Source organism: Chromobacterium subtsugae (assembly GCF_035919665.1).
In the GTDB taxonomy this organism is placed as follows: Bacteria; Pseudomonadota; Gammaproteobacteria; order Burkholderiales; family Chromobacteriaceae; genus Chromobacterium; species Chromobacterium subtsugae.
In genome coordinates, this window is record NZ_CP142381.1 from 4083937 (window position 1) to 4102667 (window position 18731).

Sequence of the window (18731 nt, forward strand, 5' to 3'; positions counted from 1 at the left end):
TACACTTAGTTTTTATTCAAAAAAGGGTGAAATATAAAAAAACAACACTAATACTCAAATCTCAGCCAGCCTACTGACGGAACTCATCGCCATGACTGTGTCCAAGAAAATCCTTCTGCTGATTCTGCTCTCCATCCTGGCCCAGATCGGCATCAGCGCTTACAGCCTCCATACCCAGTCCCAGCTGGCCGACACCGCCACCAGCTTCGCAAACGTCGACTATCCCAGCCTGATTAACTTAGGGCAGTTCAGCAATGCGGTGGGAACGCTGCGCTTGGCCGGCCTGCACGAATTGACCTCCACCACCGCCGCCGACCGCGCAGCGGCCAGAAGCAAAGTCGGCGACGCCTACCAGAGCGCCAAGGCGGCCTTGGGCGAATACCAGAAAATGATCAACGACGATGAAGACCGCGGGCACTTCAACGACGATGGCCGCCTGCTGGACCAATACTACGCGGCAATGCAGCCTATGCTGGCAGCGGCGGAGCGCAACAATCTGGAAGACGCGCTCAAGATTCGCGCCGATGCGGTGACGCCGGCCGGCAATGCGCTGACCAAGGCGATCAGCGCCCACATCGACTACAACAAGCGCTATGTCGAAAAGGAAGTGGCCGAGGCCCAGGCCTTGATCGGCAGCACCCGCGTCATCACGCTGGCCACCACCGCGGTGCTCACCCTGCTGCTGGGGGCGCTGGGCCTGCGCACCTACCTATCCATCACCCGCCCGCTGCATGAGCTGAACCACGCGATGAACCAGATCGGCGAGCGCCTGGACTTCACCCGCCAGGTCAAGGTGCATAACGCCAAGGACGAAATCGGCAATACCGCCGCCGCCTTCAACCAGCTGGTGCAGCGCATCCGCCACAGCCTGCGCGACATCCTGCACAACTGCGGCAAAGTGGCGGGCTACAGCGCCGACCTCGGCCAGGCCGCCAACCACGTGCAGACCGCGGCGGAAAACCAGAACCAGGCCTCCGCTTCCATCGCCGCCACCATGGAGCAGCTGACCGTCAGCATCAACCACGTCGGCGACCGCGCCGAGCAAAGCAACCAGCAAAGCGAAGAGGCCAGCCGCCACGCCGGCAACGGCCACCAGGTGATCGCCAAGACCGTGGAGGAAATCCGTTCCATCTCCGATACCGTCGGCCACGCCAATACCAGCCTCACCGAACTGGAGGCGCAAAACAGCCGCATCGCCAACTCGGTGGGCAGCATCAAGGACATCGCCGATCAGACCAATCTGCTGGCGCTGAATGCCGCGATAGAAGCGGCGCGCGCCGGCGAAACCGGGCGCGGCTTCGCCGTGGTGGCGGATGAAGTGAGAAAACTGGCCGAGCGCACCGCCATCCTCACCAGCGAGATCGACCAAGTGATACGCGGCGTCACCGACACCTCGCGGCAAACCACCAGCCGGATGAGCGAAACCCAGCAACTGGTCGCTTCCGGCGTGGTGTGCGCGGACGAGGCGATGACAGCCATCGACGAAATAGGCAAATCATCCGGCACCGCCATGCAGATGGTCAGCGAAATCGCCGACGCCATCCGCGAACAGGCCAATGCCTGCAACAGCATCGCCAACCAGGTGGAAAAGATCGCCCAGATGGCCACCCAGTCCAGCGCGGCCGCGCAGCAAACCGCCACCACCGCCCAACAGCTGGACAAGGCGGTGCTGGCGATGAACGAGGCGGTCAAACGCTACACGCTGTGAGGCCAGGCGGCCGGCGTCAAGGGCTGGCGAAGCGCGCCGAGTATTGCCAGGTGAAGCAGCCGCTGCTGTCTGAAAACAACTCCTTGGTCTGGTCGTCGGCCGCCCGCAGCCGGGTGCGCAGTTGTTCCAGCGGCAGCGATGCCAGCGCCGGAGCGTTGAGCGGACGGATCAGCGAGCGCACCACGGTTTCGCCGCTCAGCTCCTCCAGTCGGCAGCGTATGCCGGAAATCGCGTCATTGCGCTCCTCGGCCAGCGCGCCCACCTGGCCGCGGAAGTCGGCCTGCTCGTCCTGCAGCGCTTTCAGCATCGCGTTCAGCTGGTTGAGCTGCTTGAGCTTGGGGGCGGCCTGTTCCGACAACCGCTTCCAGCCTGCCTGCTGCTCGGCCGATAGCTGCAGTTCGCCCTTTTTCAGCCGCGCCGCCAGGCCCACGTAACGCTTGACGGTTTCATCCCCCATCAGCGCCGCCACCGCCTGCTGCGCCGTCGCCGTTTTCTGCGCCCCCTCCTGCTGCCGCTTTTCCAGCCAGTCCTGCCGGGCGGCGAAAGCCGACAAGTCCGGCAGCAAGATGGAAATCGCCGTCTCTTGGCTGGCGCGCGCGCCGACGCGGGCGATGCGCACCGACCTGGCGGCGATGGCGCAACCCATCGCGCTGTCGATATCGACTTCATCGGCGACGATCACGCAGCGGCTGGCCTCGGCGATGCGCACCTGCCGGCCGATCACCAGCGCGTTTTCCGCGCGCTGGATGGTGATGTCGCCGCGCTCGGCGCGCACCTGGGCGTTGGACACCATGCCCTCGACGCCGATCGGCCCATCGTCGTTCAGCGCGGCGCCGCCCACCAGGTTTTGCTTCAGCAGAATGCGGCCGCCGGTGGAGCGGACCGTGCCGTACACGTCGTTGCACAGGGTCAGGTTCTTGCCGGTGACGATCCGGCGTTCCTGCACCTCGCCGTGCTCTTCGTATTCGTCGCCCTGCAAGGCCAGGTCGCCGGTGGTGCGGACGCTGACGCCTTCGCGGTTGACGATCTTGTCGACGATGGCGATCAGGTTGGTTTCGCCATCGATGCTGAGAAAGCCGTCGCGCACCGCGACGATGAACTCCTGGCCCTCCATTTCCCGCACCTCGGTGCCTTCGCCGGCCAGGGTGGCCAGGTCGAAATCGCGCGGGGCGGCGATGGGAATCACGCAGCCATCCAGGCCGCGCCCCGGCCGGCTGGGCACGCTGGGCGTCTTCATCAGCAGCGCCGTATTGGCCTTGATCTGCGGGTAGCGGTTCTGGAACTGGGTCAGGTCCACCCGGCCGCCGGACAGTTTGCGCGGGTGGTCGTCGCGGCGGATCGCCGCCGTCTTCTCCTGCACGCCGGCGTCCACCCCGGGCACCGGCGGCTGCGGACAGGCGATCAGAAAACGCCCCACCTTGCGCTGGGCCAGGCAGTCGTCGATGACGGCGCGGTTCAGCCCGAAGCGAATGCCCTGCTGCCACAGATGGGCGACCATCTCGTCGAACTCCAGCCGGGAAGGCAGGGTTTGCGACTCTTCGCGCTGGCCGACGACAGTCGGCTGGCCCGCCGGGTCGCGGCCGTAGACCGGCGTCGCGACGTTTCTGGTCAGGAACACCTGCTCGAACAGGTATTCAACGCCGGCCTCCACCTGGATCACCGCGTGATACAGCGCGCGCCGTTCCTCGGCGAAAGACAGGATGCATTGCGCGATCCGCTGCCCAGGGCCGGCGTTGGCCGCATCGAAGTCGTACAGGTAGTAACACAGTTTCGGGTAATCGAGGCCGGACAGGAAAAAACCGGCGGCGAAGATCTGGTCTATCGCCTGGCGGAAGGCTTCGGCCCCGCTCAATAGTTCGGTCGCGACGAAAAAACCATCGGCACGCAGCTGAATGAAATCCGGCAGAGTGAACGGCTGGCCGGGCTCAGGCGCCGAGCCGGACCCGGAAGGCGGGTATTGCGGGAGATCTGTCGTGCTTGCCATGATCGCGCCTGCCTGAACAGCTGATTGCCGGCCGCAGCCCCCGGCTTGCGCGCAAGCACGGCCCGCGGAGAAAGGAAGCCGCGCCCCCTTTCTACCAAGGTAGCAAACTCATGCCGGCTTTGCGCGCCCGGCGCGCGGCGCCGTCCACCTCGCCAGCCTGCGGCATTCCTTTTGCATTAAAATGATCATCAGGCGCACAGTCCGCGCAGACGCCGCCAGGCTGGCCAACCCCATCACCAGGGATTGAGGTATCGCATGAAACAGGATTTTGTCATCAGAGCCGCGCAAACAGGCGATTACGCCGGCTGGCGGCCATTGTGGGACGGCTATAACGCGTTTTACGGCCGCGCCGGCGACACCGCGCTGCCGGAGGCCATCACCGCGCAGACCTGGGCGCGCTTTTTCGACCCGGCCGAGCCGGTGGACGCGCTGCTCGCCGAGCAAGACGGCAACATCATCGGCCTGGTCCACACCGTCATCCACCGCAGCACCACCCGGCTGGCGGACGTCTGCTATCTGCAAGACCTGTTCACCGCGCCGGAGGCCAGGGGCCGCGGCGCGGCGCGCGCGCTGATCGAGGCGGTGTATCGGCAGGCCGCCGCGCGCGGCTGCAACCGCGTCTACTGGCAAACCCACGACAGCAACCGCGCGGCGCGCGCGCTGTACGACAAGATGGGCGAGAACAAGGGCTTCATCATCTACGGCCTGGAGCTGCCGGCCTAAGCGCCGCCGGCCCTCCCCCGCCGCTCGCTTTACTGCCAGCGCCCCCAGCGTACCGCCAGCGAGGCCAGCGCCAGCAGCGCGGCCAGCGTGGTCACAGCCAGCCAGCCCCATTGCGCCAGCAACATGCTGCCGCACACCGCTCCGCCCGCCATGCCGATGAACACGCTGACGAACAGCACCGCGTTCAGGCGGCTGCGCGCGCCGGGGTCGATGCCGTAGACGATGGTCTGGTGCGCGATCAGCGAAGCCTGCACGCCGAGGTCGAAACCCACGGTGCCCAGGCCCAGCAGCCACAACTGGGCGACCGGATCCAGCAGCGGCATCAGGCACATGGCGGCGAAGGACAGCGCGCTCAGCCCCGCGCCCAGCCGGGCCACCACCGCCGGGCCGCGGCGGTCGGCCAGATGGCCGGCCATCGGCGCGGCCAGCGCGCCGGCGGCGCCCGCCAGGCCGAACGCTCCCGCGGCGGCGCTGCCCAGATGAAACGGCGCGGCGTGCAGCATCACCGCCAGCGTGGACCAGAAGGCGCTGAAGCCCATCGACAGCAAGCCCTGCGCCAGCGCCGCCTGCCGCAGGCTGGCGTGGCGGCGCAGCAGCGCCCATAGCGAAGCCAGCAGTTGGCGATAAGGCAGGGCCGTGGTCGGCGCGAACTTCGGCAGCCACAGCCAGGCGGACACGCCGATCAGCGCCACCCCGCCGGCCGCCAGCATGAACATGCTGCGCCAGCCCCAATGCCCGGCCACCACGCCGCTCACCACCCGCGACAGCAAGATCCCCATCAGCAGGCCGGTCATCACCGTGCCCACCACCTTGCCGCGCCGCTGTTCATGCGCCAGGGTAGCCGCCGCCGGCACGATGTCCTGCGCCAGCGTGGCGGTCAGGCCGATGGCCAGGCTGGCGGCCAATAGCCAAGGAAGCGACGGCGCCATTGCGCAGGCCAGCAGCGCCAGCACCAGCAGCGCCGCCTTGGCCAGGATGATGGCGCGCCGGTCGTGGCGGTCGCCCAGCGGGGCCAGCAGCAAAATCCCCAAGGCGTAGCCCAGCTGCGTCAGCGTCGGCACCAGGCCGATCTCACGGCTGCCGGCGCCGATGTCGGCGGCCAGAATGCCCAGCATGGGCTGGCTGTAATACAACGAGGCCACCGACAGCCCCGCGCCGGCGGCCAGCAGGAAAGTCAGCGCCTTGCCAGGCTGGTCGGCGCGCGACGGCGCGGCGGCCAAAATCTGGTCATGCGTTTTTTGGATGGAAGTCATCGGGGTGGGCTCCGTTTCACGAATGCCCGCAGTGTGCATGCCGCCGCGCTGCGATGGTAGTGGGCCGCCGCGCAGATTTGTTATACATTTTACGTATGAAAAAACCCATCATCAGCGATCTGTACCCGCAGCCGGGCGTCAGCCTGCCGGCCAGCGCCGGCGACCGGCTGGAACTGATGCAGACCTTCGTCCGCATCGTCGAGGCCGGCAATCTGTCGGCGGCGGCCCAGCAACTGGGCACCACCCAGCCGACCATCAGCCGCCGGCTGCAGGCGCTGGAAAAATCGCTGGGAATGAAGCTGTTGCAGCGCTCCACCCACAGCATGCGGCTGACCGACGACGGCGAACGCTGCTTCGCCCGCGCCAAGGAGCTGCTGGCCGGCTGGGCCGCCTTCGAATCCGACCTCAGGGGCGCGCGCGAAGAGCCGGAGGGCATGCTGCGGGTGGTGGCGCCGCACGCCTTCGGCCAGGAAAGGCTGGTACGGCCGCTGGCCGATTATCTGCAGCGCTATCCGCGCATGAAGGTGGAGTGGTTGCTGCACGACGACAGCGCGGCGCAGGACTTCATCGCCGCCGGCATAGACTGCGCGATCCAGGTCGGCGAGGTGACCGATTCGTCGCTGGTGGCGATCAAGCTGGCGGAAGTGCCGCGCATCGTGGTGGCGTCGCCAGCGCTGCTGGCGGGCGGACCCATCCCGCAAACCCCGGCCGAGCTGGCCGGCCTGCCGTGGCTGGCGCTGCGCACCTACTACCGCCACGAAATCCGCCTGCGCCGCGTCGACGGCGAAGAAGAGGCGCGCCTGCCGATAGAGCCGCGCCTGAGCACCGACAGCCTGTACGCGCTGCGCAGCGCGGCGCTGATGGGGCTGGGGGTCGGCGTGGGTTCGGCCTGGGTGATGACGGAAGACCTGGCCGCCGGCCGCCTGATCCAGCTGACGCCGGACTGGCAGGCCGCGCCGCTGCCGGTCAGCCTGGTGTATCCGTACAGCCGTTTTTATCCGGCGCGGCTGCGCGGCTTCGTGGAGGTGATGCGCGCCGCGCTGCCCGACGCGATCCGCGATTAGCCGCCCGCCTCGCAGCGCGTCCGGCCGCCCAGCCGCCTGGCCAGCTCGGCCGGCCCCTTCGGCGGATCGGTCAGGAACACCCGCGCGCGCAGCTGGTAATCGATGACCGCGGTGAGGTCGCCGCAGGGCAGGAACACCAGCCGCAATGAGGCCGGATCGTCGTACTTGGGCAAGTTCAACAATACCCGGTGCGGGGTGGGCGCCTGCGGCTGCCAGCCCGGCCGCGCCGGGCTCTGCGTCCACTCCACCAGCGCCTGCAGCCCGGGGCGCCACTGCCGGGGCAGGCCGTAGCAGCAGGTGTCGGTGTGGATGCGCTGGAAAGTGGAGCCGTTGAACGACTTGCTGTCGCGGATATCGTAGACGTCGGCGTTCTCTTGCTCATCGGCGTAGCGGTTGACCACCATCATGTAGGAGCCGTTGAAATAGACATCGCGGATCCACACCTCGGGGTCGGTTGAAATCGCCGCGCCGCCCACCCCGATCTCGCCGGGGGCGATCTCCTTGTCGGCTATCACGATATAGCCGCCGCCATCCGCCGGCCAGCCGACGCAGCCGGTCAGCCACAGCGTCAAACACCAAACCACCCATCCGAATCGCATGCTCATTCCTCGCCCAAGCTCCCTATCACTCGCCGACCCGCGGCGGCTGGCAATCGCCGGCCGCGCCCAAGCGGCGGCGGATTTCCGCCTCATACTCCTGGCCGCCGGGCAAATTCCCCATCACGCGGCGAATGTCTGCGGCGTCGATCAGCACGGCGACGCGCTTGCATGGCAGGAACACCAGCTCCAAATCATACGGGCTGGCGTAGCGCGGCACCTCGACATTCAGCGCCAGCAGCACGCGGTTGTTGTCATGCATATCGCGCCAGTGATCGAGCTCGCGGGTGGTCGTGCCGCCCGGCCCGTAAGGCGGGCGCTTGCTGCCATCCGCATTGCGTTCGGGGCTGGGGTCCTGCGTCCATTTGACGATGGCGCGCCGACCCGGCTGCCACTGCTCGGGCAGCCACACGCTGCAGGTGTCGCCGCTGCTGCTGCACACGCTGTTGCCGTCGAAGCTGGCGAACCGCACCTGGGAAGACGGATCGACATTGACGAAGGTGGCGGAAACCAGCTTGCGCTTGGCCGATTCCGGCGTTTGGCACGCCGCCAGGCCGGCGCAGACCGTCAGCCACAATAGTTTTTTCGCAAACGCTTTCCAATCAGGCAAAACCGCCCTCCCCTTCATCGCCGCCAGCCGGCTGAAACCAGCGCCCGATGATAATCCAAAGCGCCGCTGGCGGCACCGTCACGCCGTCGCCAGAAACGGCTGCCACATCTCGACGATGCGGCCGTCCTGGTACACGGCGATGGCGCCGAACTGCTGCAGCACCGCCTCGCTCTGGCGCGGGCGGAAAAACACCGTGTCGTCGACCTTCAGCGCCTGCCGGCCGGAACCCAGCAACACCTGTTGATTCGACGACGCGCCATACAGCGCGCTGCCGGCCAGCCCCGGCGGCGAAACCGGATCGGCCAGCCAGTTGCCGCCATAGAGAAAGTAGGCGCGCCGCGCGTTGACGTCCCAGGCGCGCAGCAGCCCGCCCAGCCACTCGACGCCGTAGGGCAGTTGGAAACGCGGCAACGCCTTCAGCACCGGCGCGGCGATGAAACAGGCCGGCAGCAGGTCGGCCAGCAGCGCGCTGTCGAAATCGCCGGGCTTCACCAGCGCCGAGCCCAGCGCCACCTCGTTCTCCACCCCGGAGCCGTCGTACAGCCGGTAGGTCGGCGAGCCGCCGGCATTGAAGCAAGGGCTGCCGGAGCCGGCCAGCAGCCCCGGCCAGGCCTTGATTTGCTCGGCGAAGCCGGCGTACGCCTGCCGCGCATGGGCGTGCGCCCGAGCGCGCAGGCCGGGCAGATCGGGCAGCTTGGCGACGTGGGCGTCGTAGCCCATCAACCCGGCCCATTGCAGCCGGGGCTCGGAACGCAGGATGTCCAGCATCGCCCGCATCTCGTCGCCGCCGGCGATGCCGCCGCGGTGCAGGCCGACGTCTATCTCGAAATTGACGCGCAGCCGCAGCCGCTGCGCCCGCGCCAGCTCGCGGTATTGCGCCAGCCGTTGCGGGGTGTCGACCAGCCATTGCAGCTGCCGCTCGGGCTGAAAAGCGCCGGGCGGGAAACCGCGGTAGAAGGCCAGCGCGGCGGCGGCTGGCAGCGGCTTGCCCAGCAAAATGTCGTGGTCGCCCTCCGCCATCGCCAACAGCTGCGGCAAGCTGAACAACATGTGCCGGCGAGTGCCGGCCAGCGCCGCCGCCTCGCGCAACAGCGCCGGACACGGCAGCGATTTCACCACCAGCCGCAGCGGGATGCGGCCGTTCAGATTGCGCAGCACCTGGCCGACGTTGGCGCGCAGCCGCTCCCGGTCCAGCACCAGCGTCGGCGTGGCGATGCCGGCCGCGCGCAACGCGGCCGGCAACTGGCGGAAATAACCATCGTGCGGGCTGCCGCGCTCGCCGGGGCGCAACGAACCTAGCAACGCCGCCGCGCCGGCCGCGCCGCCTGCGGCCAATAGCTGGCGCCGGCTCCACTGCGGCGGCTTCATGCCCTTATCCCGAACACCCGGCGCAGGTGCGGATTGAGCAGCCGTCCGTCCGGGTCCAGCTCACGCCGCAGCTGCAAGAAGTCGTTCCAGCGCGGGTAGAGGGCGGCGAAATCCGCCGCCTGGTGCGCATGCAGCTTGCCCCAGTGCGGCCGGCCCTGGTATTGGCGGAAGATGGGCGCGATGTCGCTCACCAGGTAGTCGCAAGCCTCGCCGGCCGCCGCGTGCACGGCGATGGAGCAGGAGTCGCGCTGGTAAAAGGGGCTGAGCCAGGCGTCGTCGGCCTGGACGAAGCGAAACTCCATGGGAAAGAACACCTCGTTGCGACGCTCCAGCCGGCTGATCACCTCGCGCGCGCAGGCGATGCCGTCCTCGCGCGGCACGTGGCATTCCGATTCATTGAACAGCGTCGGCCGGGCGCTGGACAGCAGCCGCCAGGACTTGTCCTGCGCCTGCTCGACCAGCCCTGGGTCTATCAGTTTGCGCGCCACCCAGCGCCGCAGCTCGGGCGCGCGGCCCAGCCAGTCGCGCAGCCGGCGCAATTCGCGCAGCATGTCTTCATCCTGCGAATCCGGATGCGATACCGCGCCATCGGCGCTGATGTCGTGGGTGATGGCGGCGGCGTAACCGGTGAAGGGCAGATAGAAGAATTCGAAATGGCGGTGCCGCCGCGCCAGTTCCGGCGCCGCCTCCAGCATCTCGCCCACCGGTTTCAGCCAGAGCCGGCGCCGCAGCGAATACGCCGGCACCACCCGGATGCCGGCCTCGACTATCACCCCCAGGCAGCCCAGCGACACCCGCGCCGCCTGCAGCAGCTCCGGCTGCCGCTCCAGGCTGCATGCCAGCGCCTCTCCGGCCGGAGTCAGCAGCCGCAGCGACAGCACGTCGGCATGCAGCGCCGGCAGCTGCGCGCCGGTGCCGTGGGTGGCGGTGCTGATGGCGCCGGCGAAAGTCTGCGCGTCCACGTCCGGCAGATTGCGCAGCGCCAGGCCATGGCCATCCAGCTGGCGCGACAACTGCGACAGCCGGGTGCCGGCCAGCACGGTGGCGGTCAGCGCCTGCTGGTCCTGCGTTTTCAGGCCGGACATCCGGTCGAGCGACACCAGCCGGCCGCCGGTGGGCACCAGCGGCGAAAACGAATGGCCGGAGCCGACGCAGCGCAGCGGGCCGCCGCCGCGCAGCAGCGCCGCCAGTTCGGCTTCGTCGGCCGGCGTGGCCAGCGCCTGCGCCCGGCACTGGTTGAGGCCGCTCCAGCTGCGCCACAGATAAGCGCCGGCAGGCTTGGCCGCGGCTGGCGCGCCGGGGCGAGCCGTCAGCCCGGCCAGCATGGCGGCGCCGCCCAGCTGCAGCCAGCGGCGGCGAGTGACGGCGGCCGGCTTCATGAACGCGCTCCCGCCGCCGCGCCGGCCATGAAGACGATCAGGCGCCGCAGCTCCTCGTCGCTGCAGTCGTTGCAATACCCCATCGCCGGCATCGTCTTGAAACCGTCGCGCGCGTGCGCGAGCAAAACCGGCATGCCCTGCCGCAGCCGCGGCGCCCAGGCCGCGGCGAAGGCGGTCAGCGGCGCCTGGCTGGCCGCCGCGCCATGGCAGCCCAGGCAGGAGCGCTCGTACTTTTCGGCCAGCCGGGCATCGGCCGGGCGCAGCGTTTCGGCTTTTTGCAGATCCGCCGATTGCGGCTTGCCGTCCTGGCAGGCCCCCAGGCAAAGCAGCGCGCCGACGGACAGCGCGCGCCGCGCATCAAGCGCGAATGGAATGGGCATATCGAACTCGCTCCGGATGGCGGGAGCGCAGCGCTCCCTGAAAAAACCAGAGCATCGCGCATCCGCGCCAGCCGGCCCCCAGCACAAGGGACAGGTCCGTCCGCCTCCCGGCCCGTCCACCCCGTATTCGTCCTAGGTAGATACGCCGATAACAATCCGCAGGCCGCCGCTTACACTCCAGTTAACATCGCCCACCCTCGCCCTTTTGCCCGGCTCCGGCGGCCAGCCGGGCCAGCCTCCTCCGTCGCCGCCACCACCATGCAAAGGATCCCGCGCCATGACCATCCATCCCGCAGACGGCTACCCGCACACCAGCAAGCATTACGCCTATTCCGCCGGCGACCGGGCCAGGCAGTGCTTCCAGTTCGTCCGCGACATCGACGCCGCGATGCGCGCCAACTATTCCGCCAATATCGAAGCGATAGGCCGCAACATCTATCCCATCCTGTTCGCCGAATCCACCTTCGACGGCGGCCGCTACACGCTGGTGGTGAATCCCGACATCCGCCACGTCAAGGAAAACGTCTGTCCGATCTACGACCAGTGCAAGGCGATCTCGCACATTCCGCTGGGCATCTACTCCATCCTGTCCGCCTACCAGTGCGACTCCACCCTGCAGCAGTGGGCGCCGGCGCTGGCCGCCTACCATGACCAGATCCAGCATGTGCACGACCATCTGGACGAGCTGGAATGGCCGGATGCCGGCATCAGGCAGGCCAACCGCGAGATCCTGCACGCGTCGCTGCATTTCATCCGCCACACGCTGGAGCGCGGCCGCTACGATATGGAGGAGTTCAGCCACTACTCGCGCAAGCTCACCGCGCAAATCGTGCTGAACCAGACCACCGCCGCGCAGAACCAGGTGCGGGTGATGTCCGACACGCTGCGCGAATGGAAGGCGATGCTGGGCGACCGGTGGCGCGATCTCTACGTGGTGGTGTCGGCGCTGTGGACGCTGTCGCAGGAGAGCGCGCACGAGGAGATCATCGGCGCCTTCATGGACGAAGACCGCCGCGAAACCCACATGATTGTTTCGGAGACGCCGCATTCGGTGGACGACGCCCAGGCGCTGCTGGGCCGCATCGTCGGCGACCGCATCATGGCGGAGATGGTGTTCTCGCCGCACGGCACCGAGACCGAGAAGGAAAACATCTATTCGCTGTCCACCAAGCGCGACCTGCTGTCGCAAGCCATTGAAAAAGCCATCGCCGAAGGCGCGGGCGGCACCGCCGTCTGCCCCCACCTGTCGCGCTGAGCCGCATCCGGCCCCGCCCGGGGCCGGGTCGAGCGCCGCCGTGTCCGTCCCCCATCCCTAAAAGCCGGCGCGGCCGCGCCGCCGTACATGCTGTTACGGTTATGAACAGATACAAACAGCAATCAGTCGTCGCGGTTTCTTTGCGGCTGCGAAACAAAATGCCGCCATAGTGCAAGCATACGCAATGCGCGTTCCAACAAAAGGAAGCATGCCATGAAACACGTGATGACAGCCGCGGCGCTGATCGCCGCCTCCCTGACCAGCCTGCCCAGCCAGGCCGCCGATGTCGGCGTTTCCATCAGCGTCGGCCAGCCCGGCTTCTACGGCCAGATCGACATCGGCGGCTACCCGCCGCCGCAAGTGGTCTATCCGCAGCCGGTAATCATACAGCCGGTGCCAGTCGGCCTGCCGCCGCTGTACCTGCGAGTGCCGCCCGGCCACATGCAGCACTGGAGCCGCTACTGCCGCGAATACCATGCCTGCGGCCGCCGCGTCTTCTTCGTCCGCGACGACTGGTACAACCGCGTCTACGTGCCGCACTACCAGCAGCGCCATTTCCCGCATCATGACGGCTACGAGCACCGCGACCACCACGAAGAGCATCGCGACGAACATCGCGACTACCCGCGCGACCGCTAAGCCCCGCCGCGCCGTCCAGCCGGACCGCCGCCCAGTCCCGCTGGCGGCCGTCCGGCTTTTCATCGTACGGACGGCGCGCGCTTCATAGAAATTAACCACGCCGCATTGGCATGAACCCGCCGCCAGCGCGCCAAAGCCGAAGCATCGCGCCCAATCCGCGCCGCCATCGCCGAGTTCATGCCAAACCGCCGCTGCCGACGGCGGGAGTGCGGCGTTTTGCCGCAGGCCGGCGCTGGAACAGATGCGCATACTTGCGCTGCGCATGACATCTAAAAAGGGGGAAAACCATGCCGACTCGCCATGCTGTCCATCGCCGCCTGCTGCCCGCGCTGCTGTTGCTGGCGCCTTCCGCGTCCGCGCTGGCCTGCGCCAGTTGCGGCTGCACGCTGAGCTCCGACTGGGAAAGCCAGGGCTTCGCCACCCAACCCGGGCTGAAAATGGATATCCGCTACGACTACCTGAACCAGAACCAGCTGCGCAGCGGCAGCGGCACCATCACGCCGGCAGCCGCCAGCCAGCTGAACCAGGGCAATCAGGAAGTGGAGCAGTACACCCGCAACCATTACCTGACGCTGGGTTTCGACTATGCCTTCTCTCCAGCCTGGGGTGTCAATGTGCAGGTCCCGTACATAGACCGCAGCCACAGCACGCTGGGCACCGGCTCCGACGGCGCCAACGCGGCCAGCGGCGGCGGCGCGTACGACTCCAGCACCTCCGGCCTTGGCGACATCAAGGTGATAGGCCGCTATCAGGGCTTCGCCGCCGCGCGCAATTTCGGCCTGCTGTTCGGCCTGAAGCTGCCCACCGGCAGCCATAGCGAAACCGGCGTCTCCACCGATCCGGCCAATCCGGGCGCCGCCGCGCCGATAGACCGCGGCCTGCAGCCGGGCACCGGCACCACCGACGCCATCGTCGGCGCCTACTATTTCGGCGACCTTGGCCGCAGCTGGAGCTACTTCACCCAGGCCACCGTGCAAAGCGCGCTGGACAGCGCCAACCAGTACCGGCCCGGCACCGGCGTCAACCTGAACCTGGGCGTGCGCTATGCCGGCTTCTCCGGCTGGATGCCGCAATTGCAGCTCAACGCCCGCTACGTGCAGCACGACGTCGGCGACAACGCCGACACCGTCAGCACCGGCGGCACGCTGGTCTACCTGAGCCCCGGCCTGACCGTGCCGCTGACCAGACAGGCCTCGGTCTATGGCTTCGTGCAGTTGCCGCTGTACCAGCACGTCAACGGCGTGCAGCTGGCGCCGCGCTACACCACGTCGATAGGCGCGCGCTACGCGTTCTGAGTCATCCGCGCTTAAGCGGGCTGGCCCAGCGCCGCTCCTGCCGCAGCTTGTCCGCCAGTTGGTCGGCGGACAGCGGGCGGCTCAGCCAGTAGCCCTGCAGCACATCGCAATTCAGGCCGGCCAGCACCCTGGCCTGCTCGGCGTTCTCCACGCCTTCGGCCACCACCTCCAGCTGCATCGCGTGGGCCAGGGAAATGATGGTTTCCACCAGCGTCATCGACTCGGGCTCGTCCAGCATGCCGCTGACGAAGGCGCGGTCTATCTTCAGCGCCTGCACCGGCAGGCGCGCCAGATAGGCCAGCGACGAATAGCCGGTGCCGAAATCATCCACCGCGATGGCCACGCCCAGTTCGCGCGCCTGGCGCAGCTTGGCGATGCTGCCATCGACATCGGCCATGATCTGGCTTTCGGTGATTTCCAGATCTATGCCGTGGTCGGCGCCATACGGCGCCAGCGCCTGCGCCAGCATCGCCACGAAGTCCGCTTGCTCCAGCTGCCGCGGCGAAACGTTGACGGCGACGCGCGGCGACGCCAGCCCCGCCTCGCGCCAGCCGCGATGGTCGCGCGCGGCCTGCTCCAGCGCCCAGCGCCCTGCTTCGACAATCATGCCCAGTTCCTCCAGCAACGGCACGAACTGCTCCGGCGACACCAGGCCGCGTTCCGGATGGCGCCAGCGCAGCAGCGCCTCCACCCCCGCCAGCTGATGGCTGTTGGCTTCGACCTTGGGCTGGTAGTGCAATTCGAACTGCCCGCGCTCCAACGCGGCATGCAGCAGATTGCCCAACTCCAGCGCCGCCGCCGCCCGCTCCGTCATCTCCTGCCGGTAGAACAGGCTCTTGGCGCCGGCGGCTTTGGCCCGCTTCAACGCGGACTCGACATGCTCCATCAGATCCGCGGCTTGGGCGCCATCGTCCGGGTACATGGCGATGCCGAATTTGGCCGACAGCCGCAGCTCGGCGCCGCCAATTTCCATATGGGCGTCCAGGCATTCAAGCTGCAGCTTCTGCAACTGGCGGGCAGCCTCCTCCTCCCCAGCCGCCTGCGGCAGAATCAGCGCGAACTGGTCGGCGCCGATGCGCGACAGCTGCGAAGCATCCTGCACATGGCGGCGCAGACGGTCGGCGAAACACTGCAGCACCTGGTCGCCGATAACGCGGCCGAACACGTCGTTGATGGACTTGAAATGCTCCAGATCGAGAAACGCGATGGCGAAGCGGCGTTCCGCCGCGTCGGTGATGCGCTGCGCCAGCCGCTCCGCCAGCAGCCCGCGGTTGGCGAGTCCGGTCAGGCTGTCGTAATAGGCCAGGTAGTCCAATCGCTCCGACTGTCCGATGTGGCTGAGCGCGAAGGCGATATCGCCGGACGACTCGCGCAGCAGCTGCACCTCCTGGCGGTCGAAAGCGCCGGCTTCCTCGGCGAACAACGCCAACACCGCCTGCGCCTGCCCGTCTATCACAATCGGCAGGCAGGCCACCGCGCGCAGGCCGCGCGCCATCAGCTCCGGCATCAACGCCCCCAACGACGCGTCCTCCTGCACATCGTTGCATACCACCATTTCCCGCTCGCGCGCCGCCCGGCAAGCCGGCCTGTCGGCAAACGGAGAATCGGCGCGCGCGCTCAGGCGGATCTGCGCCCGGTAGCTGCTGTCTTCGCCGCAAAAAGCCGCCACCTCGCCGTCGCCGCTTTGCGGATCGATCACCCCGACCCAGGCCATGCGGTAGGCGCCGTCCTCCACCGCGATCCGGCACACGCCGTCGAACAACTCCTTGCGCTGCCGGCAGTGCACGATCAAGGCATTGACCCGGCTCAGCACCTCATACACGCGGCTCATCCGCTCCACCTGCTGGCGCAGCAGCGACTGCTGCATGGCTATCGTCAGTTGCTGCGCGTAGATTTCCGCCACCTCTTGCTGCTCGTCGCTGAAGGCGTTCTCGTGATCCGCTCCCAGATTCAGCATGCCGAGCAGCTTCCCCTCCGCCAGCATCGGAATCCGCAGATACGAACGCATGCCCTGCTGGTACAGGCGCTCCAGCGTAGACGAGCGCTTGGGCAGCAGGCTGAGGTCATCCACCCGGCACACCTTGCCCTGCTTGAGTTTTTCCAGGTCGTCCAGGCCATATCCGATCAGGCTCATCCTTTGCCCAGGGTCGCTGTTCGAACCGGGCGCGCGCTCGATCGCCAGCACCCTGGCGCTGAAGGATTCCCAGTCTATGATCAAGGCCACCGCGCTCCAGAACGGCACCAGCCGGCGCATGTAGCGCAGGCCGATCTGCGCCACCTGGACCGGCGTGACCGCCGACAGGATCGCCCGCGCCAGCTCGTTCAGCGACTCCAGCTGCTGCACATTGCGCTGCAGCGCCGCCAGCATCTTCTCGCGTTCGCTGATGTCGCGCAAAATCACCGTGCAAGACCAGTCATCGCCCAGTTCCTGTTTGGAAATGGAGGCTTCCAGGTCGAAAGCGGCGCCATCCGCCCGCACGCCCTGCACTTTGCCCAAGCGCCCCATCCTTCGGCTGGACAAGCCCTTATCGACAAACGCCGCCACCTTCTGGCTGTGCGGCGACCGCACCGCTGACGGCATAAGGCTGTCCAGCGGCTGGCCTAGCATCTGCTCGGCGCGATAGCCGAACATCCGCTCGGCGGCCGGATTGAACAAAGTGATGCGCTGAGAGGAATCTATGCTGATCACCCCATCCATCGCCGAACGTATCATGCCGGCGTAGCGCGCCTCGCTGTCGCGCAATTCCCGCTCCGCCGCCCGTTGCTGCGTCAGGTCCTGAGTAATCTTGGCATAGCCTTGCAACTCGCCGTCGTCGCCGCGGATCGCGTACAGGATGGCGCGCGCCCAGAAACGGCTGCCGTCGCGCCGCACCCGCCAGCCCTCGTGCACATCGCGGCCCTGCTGCGCCGCGGTGGCCAGCAAATGCTGCGGCACGCCGGCCGCCTGGTCTTCTGCGGTATAGAAACAATCGAAAGAACGGCCGACGATTTCCTCGGTCGTATACCCCTTGATTCCCTGCGAGCCGTTGCTCCAGTTCAGCACCAGGCCTTCCGGCGACAACAGGAAAAAAGCGTAGTCGGTAATGGAGTCGATCAGCAGCCGGAATTCATGCTCTATGCGCAACAGCGCCTGCTGCGCATGGTGCTGGGCGCTGATGTCCAGCACCACGCCGTGTATGTGCTCCTCCTCGCCAAAGCGCACCTGGCGAAAGGACAGCAGCGCGTGCAGCTCGCTGCCGTCGGCGCGGCGCAAGCGCACCGGCGCGCCTTGCACGCAGCCTTGCGTCTTCAGCAAGGACAACACCACCTCGCGGTCGTCCACATTCTGCCAGATGCCAAGCTCGCTGGTGCCATGCCCCAGCACCGAAGCAGCCTCCAGGCCGAACATGTCCAGGAAGGCCTGGTTGACCTCCTCCAGGCGGCCGTCGGCCTGCCGCGAAATCGCCATCGCCACCGGGCTGCCCTCAAACAGCGCGCGAAAGCGCTCGTCGCTTTGCCGCAGCGCCTCGGCGTCATGGTTCTGCCGGCGCAAGGCTGCCTCCAGCTTGGCCTTCGCCAGCAGGTGGATCTCGCTGATCAGGCTGAGCAGCACGCCATTGAGCGCCAATAGGCTGAGCGACAGCAGAAACGACACCGGGCTGCCCGCCATATCCGGAGTCGAGGTGAAAAACAGGCAGCCGATGATGGCGGTGATCAGCCCGGTGGACAGCAAGCCGGGGCCCAGCCCGCCCAGCAGCGCGCTCAAGCCTATCGGAATCAGGAACAGCAACATCAGATGGTGCTTGCCGAATTCCGGATGCAATTGGCCGCGCATGCCGATGACCAGCAGCGAGCTGACGATGGCGAACAGATAATCGGAACCATGGCGACGCCCGGCTTCCTCATCGCCGGGCAGCCGCAGGCGGCGCAAGCCATGGAACAGCAGAATGGAAGTGGCCGCCACATACAGCCCGCCCCAGCACAGGATCAACCAGACTTGCCACTGCCGACTCGCCATCCCGCCCAGCAACCAATCCGGCGCGGTCATCATCAGCAGAGTCAACAACGCATACAGCAGCGCCAGCGCCGCCGGCTGATGGCCCGGGCGCGCGGCCAGCCAGCGCGGCAAGCGGCCAGGAGCGGCCAGTCTGGACAGGCTTTCTTCCGGCAATTGCCGCAAGGCAAGATACAGCAGCGCCGCCGAGACGAAGGTGAACAGCGCGTCCCAGGCCAGGCCGCCCGCTTGCCCCCCTCTGGCGCTGTCGGTATCCACCAGCAGGTCGGGCACGATGACCCAGATCGAGGCGATCAATGCATAAGCCAGCGTGGCCACCCAGTTCAACCTGTCCTTGCGCGCCGTCATCCTCCCCCCATACCCGTCCGTTGATAGGTCTTTCTGAGTATGGCAAGCATTGCCGGCCAGAGCTGCGCAATTTCACTGGTTCCACGCGCGATTTCCCGCATGAAAAAGCCCGCGGGGGCTAGCCGCGGGCGGGCA

General features: G+C 67.3%; 14 protein-coding genes. 6 read left to right on the top strand and 8 right to left on the bottom strand.

Going from position 1 to position 18731, the window contains the following annotated elements:
• The first annotated feature begins 91 nt into the window (after nucleotides 1–91).
• Nucleotides 92–1708: a methyl-accepting chemotaxis protein gene (locus U6115_RS19400; protein WP_052258407.1), complete on the top strand. Its 1617-nt coding sequence runs from the start codon at nucleotides 92–94 to the stop codon at nucleotides 1706–1708.
• Nucleotides 1709–1724: 16 nt separating this feature from the next.
• On the opposite strand, the gene U6115_RS19405 is transcribed toward U6115_RS19400, so the two are convergent.
• Nucleotides 1725–3692, bottom strand: coding sequence for a flagellar assembly protein A (locus U6115_RS19405; protein WP_080770339.1), 1968 nt, complete (start codon nucleotides 3690–3692; stop codon nucleotides 1725–1727).
• A 255-nt stretch (nucleotides 3693–3947) separates the two neighbouring features.
• Here U6115_RS19405 and U6115_RS19410 point away from each other — a divergent pair, with 255 nt between their 5' ends.
• On the top strand, nucleotides 3948–4415 hold the full coding sequence (locus U6115_RS19410; protein ID WP_052258405.1) for a GNAT family N-acetyltransferase: 468 nt from the start codon (nucleotides 3948–3950) through the stop codon (nucleotides 4413–4415).
• A gap of 29 nt (nucleotides 4416–4444) precedes the next feature.
• Here the strand turns inward: U6115_RS19410 and U6115_RS19415 are convergent, their stop codons facing one another.
• Entirely contained in the window at nucleotides 4445–5668 is a 1224-nt protein-coding gene (locus U6115_RS19415; RefSeq protein ID WP_043580449.1) for an MFS transporter, read from the bottom strand.
• A 95-nt stretch (nucleotides 5669–5763) separates the two neighbouring features.
• On the opposite strand from U6115_RS19415, the gene U6115_RS19420 reads away from it, so the two are divergent.
• Complete coding sequence (locus U6115_RS19420; protein WP_076098058.1) at nucleotides 5764–6732, top strand: LysR family transcriptional regulator; 969 nt, start codon at nucleotides 5764–5766, stop codon at nucleotides 6730–6732.
• On the opposite strand, the gene U6115_RS19425 is transcribed toward U6115_RS19420, so the two are convergent.
• From U6115_RS19425 to U6115_RS19445, 5 genes are all read right to left on the bottom strand, one after another.
• Nucleotides 6729–7331, bottom strand: a complete 603-nt coding sequence (locus tag U6115_RS19425) for a DUF3304 domain-containing protein (protein WP_146008446.1) — start codon at nucleotides 7329–7331, stop codon at nucleotides 6729–6731. The genes U6115_RS19420 and U6115_RS19425 overlap by 4 nt on opposite strands.
• A gap of 25 nt (nucleotides 7332–7356) precedes the next feature.
• Nucleotides 7357–7938 (bottom strand): DUF3304 domain-containing protein, encoded by a 582-nt coding sequence (locus U6115_RS19430; RefSeq protein WP_181243266.1) that lies wholly within the window; start codon nucleotides 7936–7938, stop codon nucleotides 7357–7359.
• A 78-nt stretch (nucleotides 7939–8016) separates the two neighbouring features.
• Nucleotides 8017–9306, bottom strand: coding sequence for an alanine racemase (locus U6115_RS19435; RefSeq protein WP_043580446.1), 1290 nt, complete (start codon nucleotides 9304–9306; stop codon nucleotides 8017–8019).
• Complete coding sequence (locus tag U6115_RS19440; protein ID WP_043580444.1) at nucleotides 9303–10685, bottom strand: D-arabinono-1,4-lactone oxidase; 1383 nt, start codon at nucleotides 10683–10685, stop codon at nucleotides 9303–9305. Before U6115_RS19440 ends, U6115_RS19435 begins: the two co-directional genes overlap by 4 nt.
• Nucleotides 10682–11065: a c-type cytochrome gene (locus U6115_RS19445; protein WP_043580442.1), complete on the bottom strand. Its 384-nt coding sequence runs from the start codon at nucleotides 11063–11065 to the stop codon at nucleotides 10682–10684. The genes U6115_RS19440 and U6115_RS19445 overlap by 4 nt, the downstream gene beginning before the upstream one ends.
• Nucleotides 11066–11342: 277 nt before the next feature.
• Here U6115_RS19445 and U6115_RS19450 point away from each other — a divergent pair, with 277 nt between their 5' ends.
• From U6115_RS19450 to U6115_RS19460, 3 genes are all read left to right on the top strand, one after another.
• Nucleotides 11343–12320, top strand: coding sequence for a hypothetical protein (locus U6115_RS19450; RefSeq protein ID WP_043580440.1), 978 nt, complete (start codon nucleotides 11343–11345; stop codon nucleotides 12318–12320).
• 213 nt (nucleotides 12321–12533) lie between these two features.
• Nucleotides 12534–12959 carry a hypothetical protein gene (locus tag U6115_RS19455; protein WP_043580438.1) on the top strand — a complete coding sequence of 142 codons (426 nt, stop codon included), beginning with the start codon at nucleotides 12534–12536 and terminating at the stop codon, nucleotides 12957–12959.
• 287 nt (nucleotides 12960–13246) lie between these two features.
• Nucleotides 13247–14254 carry a transporter family protein gene (locus U6115_RS19460; RefSeq protein WP_043580435.1) on the top strand — a complete coding sequence of 336 codons (1008 nt, stop codon included), beginning with the start codon at nucleotides 13247–13249 and terminating at the stop codon, nucleotides 14252–14254.
• Nucleotide 14255: 1 nt separating this feature from the next.
• On the opposite strand, the gene U6115_RS19465 is transcribed toward U6115_RS19460, so the two are convergent.
• Entirely contained in the window at nucleotides 14256–18596 is a 4341-nt protein-coding gene (locus U6115_RS19465; protein ID WP_052258402.1) for an EAL domain-containing protein, read from the bottom strand.
• Between the last annotated feature and the right edge of the window lie 135 nt (nucleotides 18597–18731).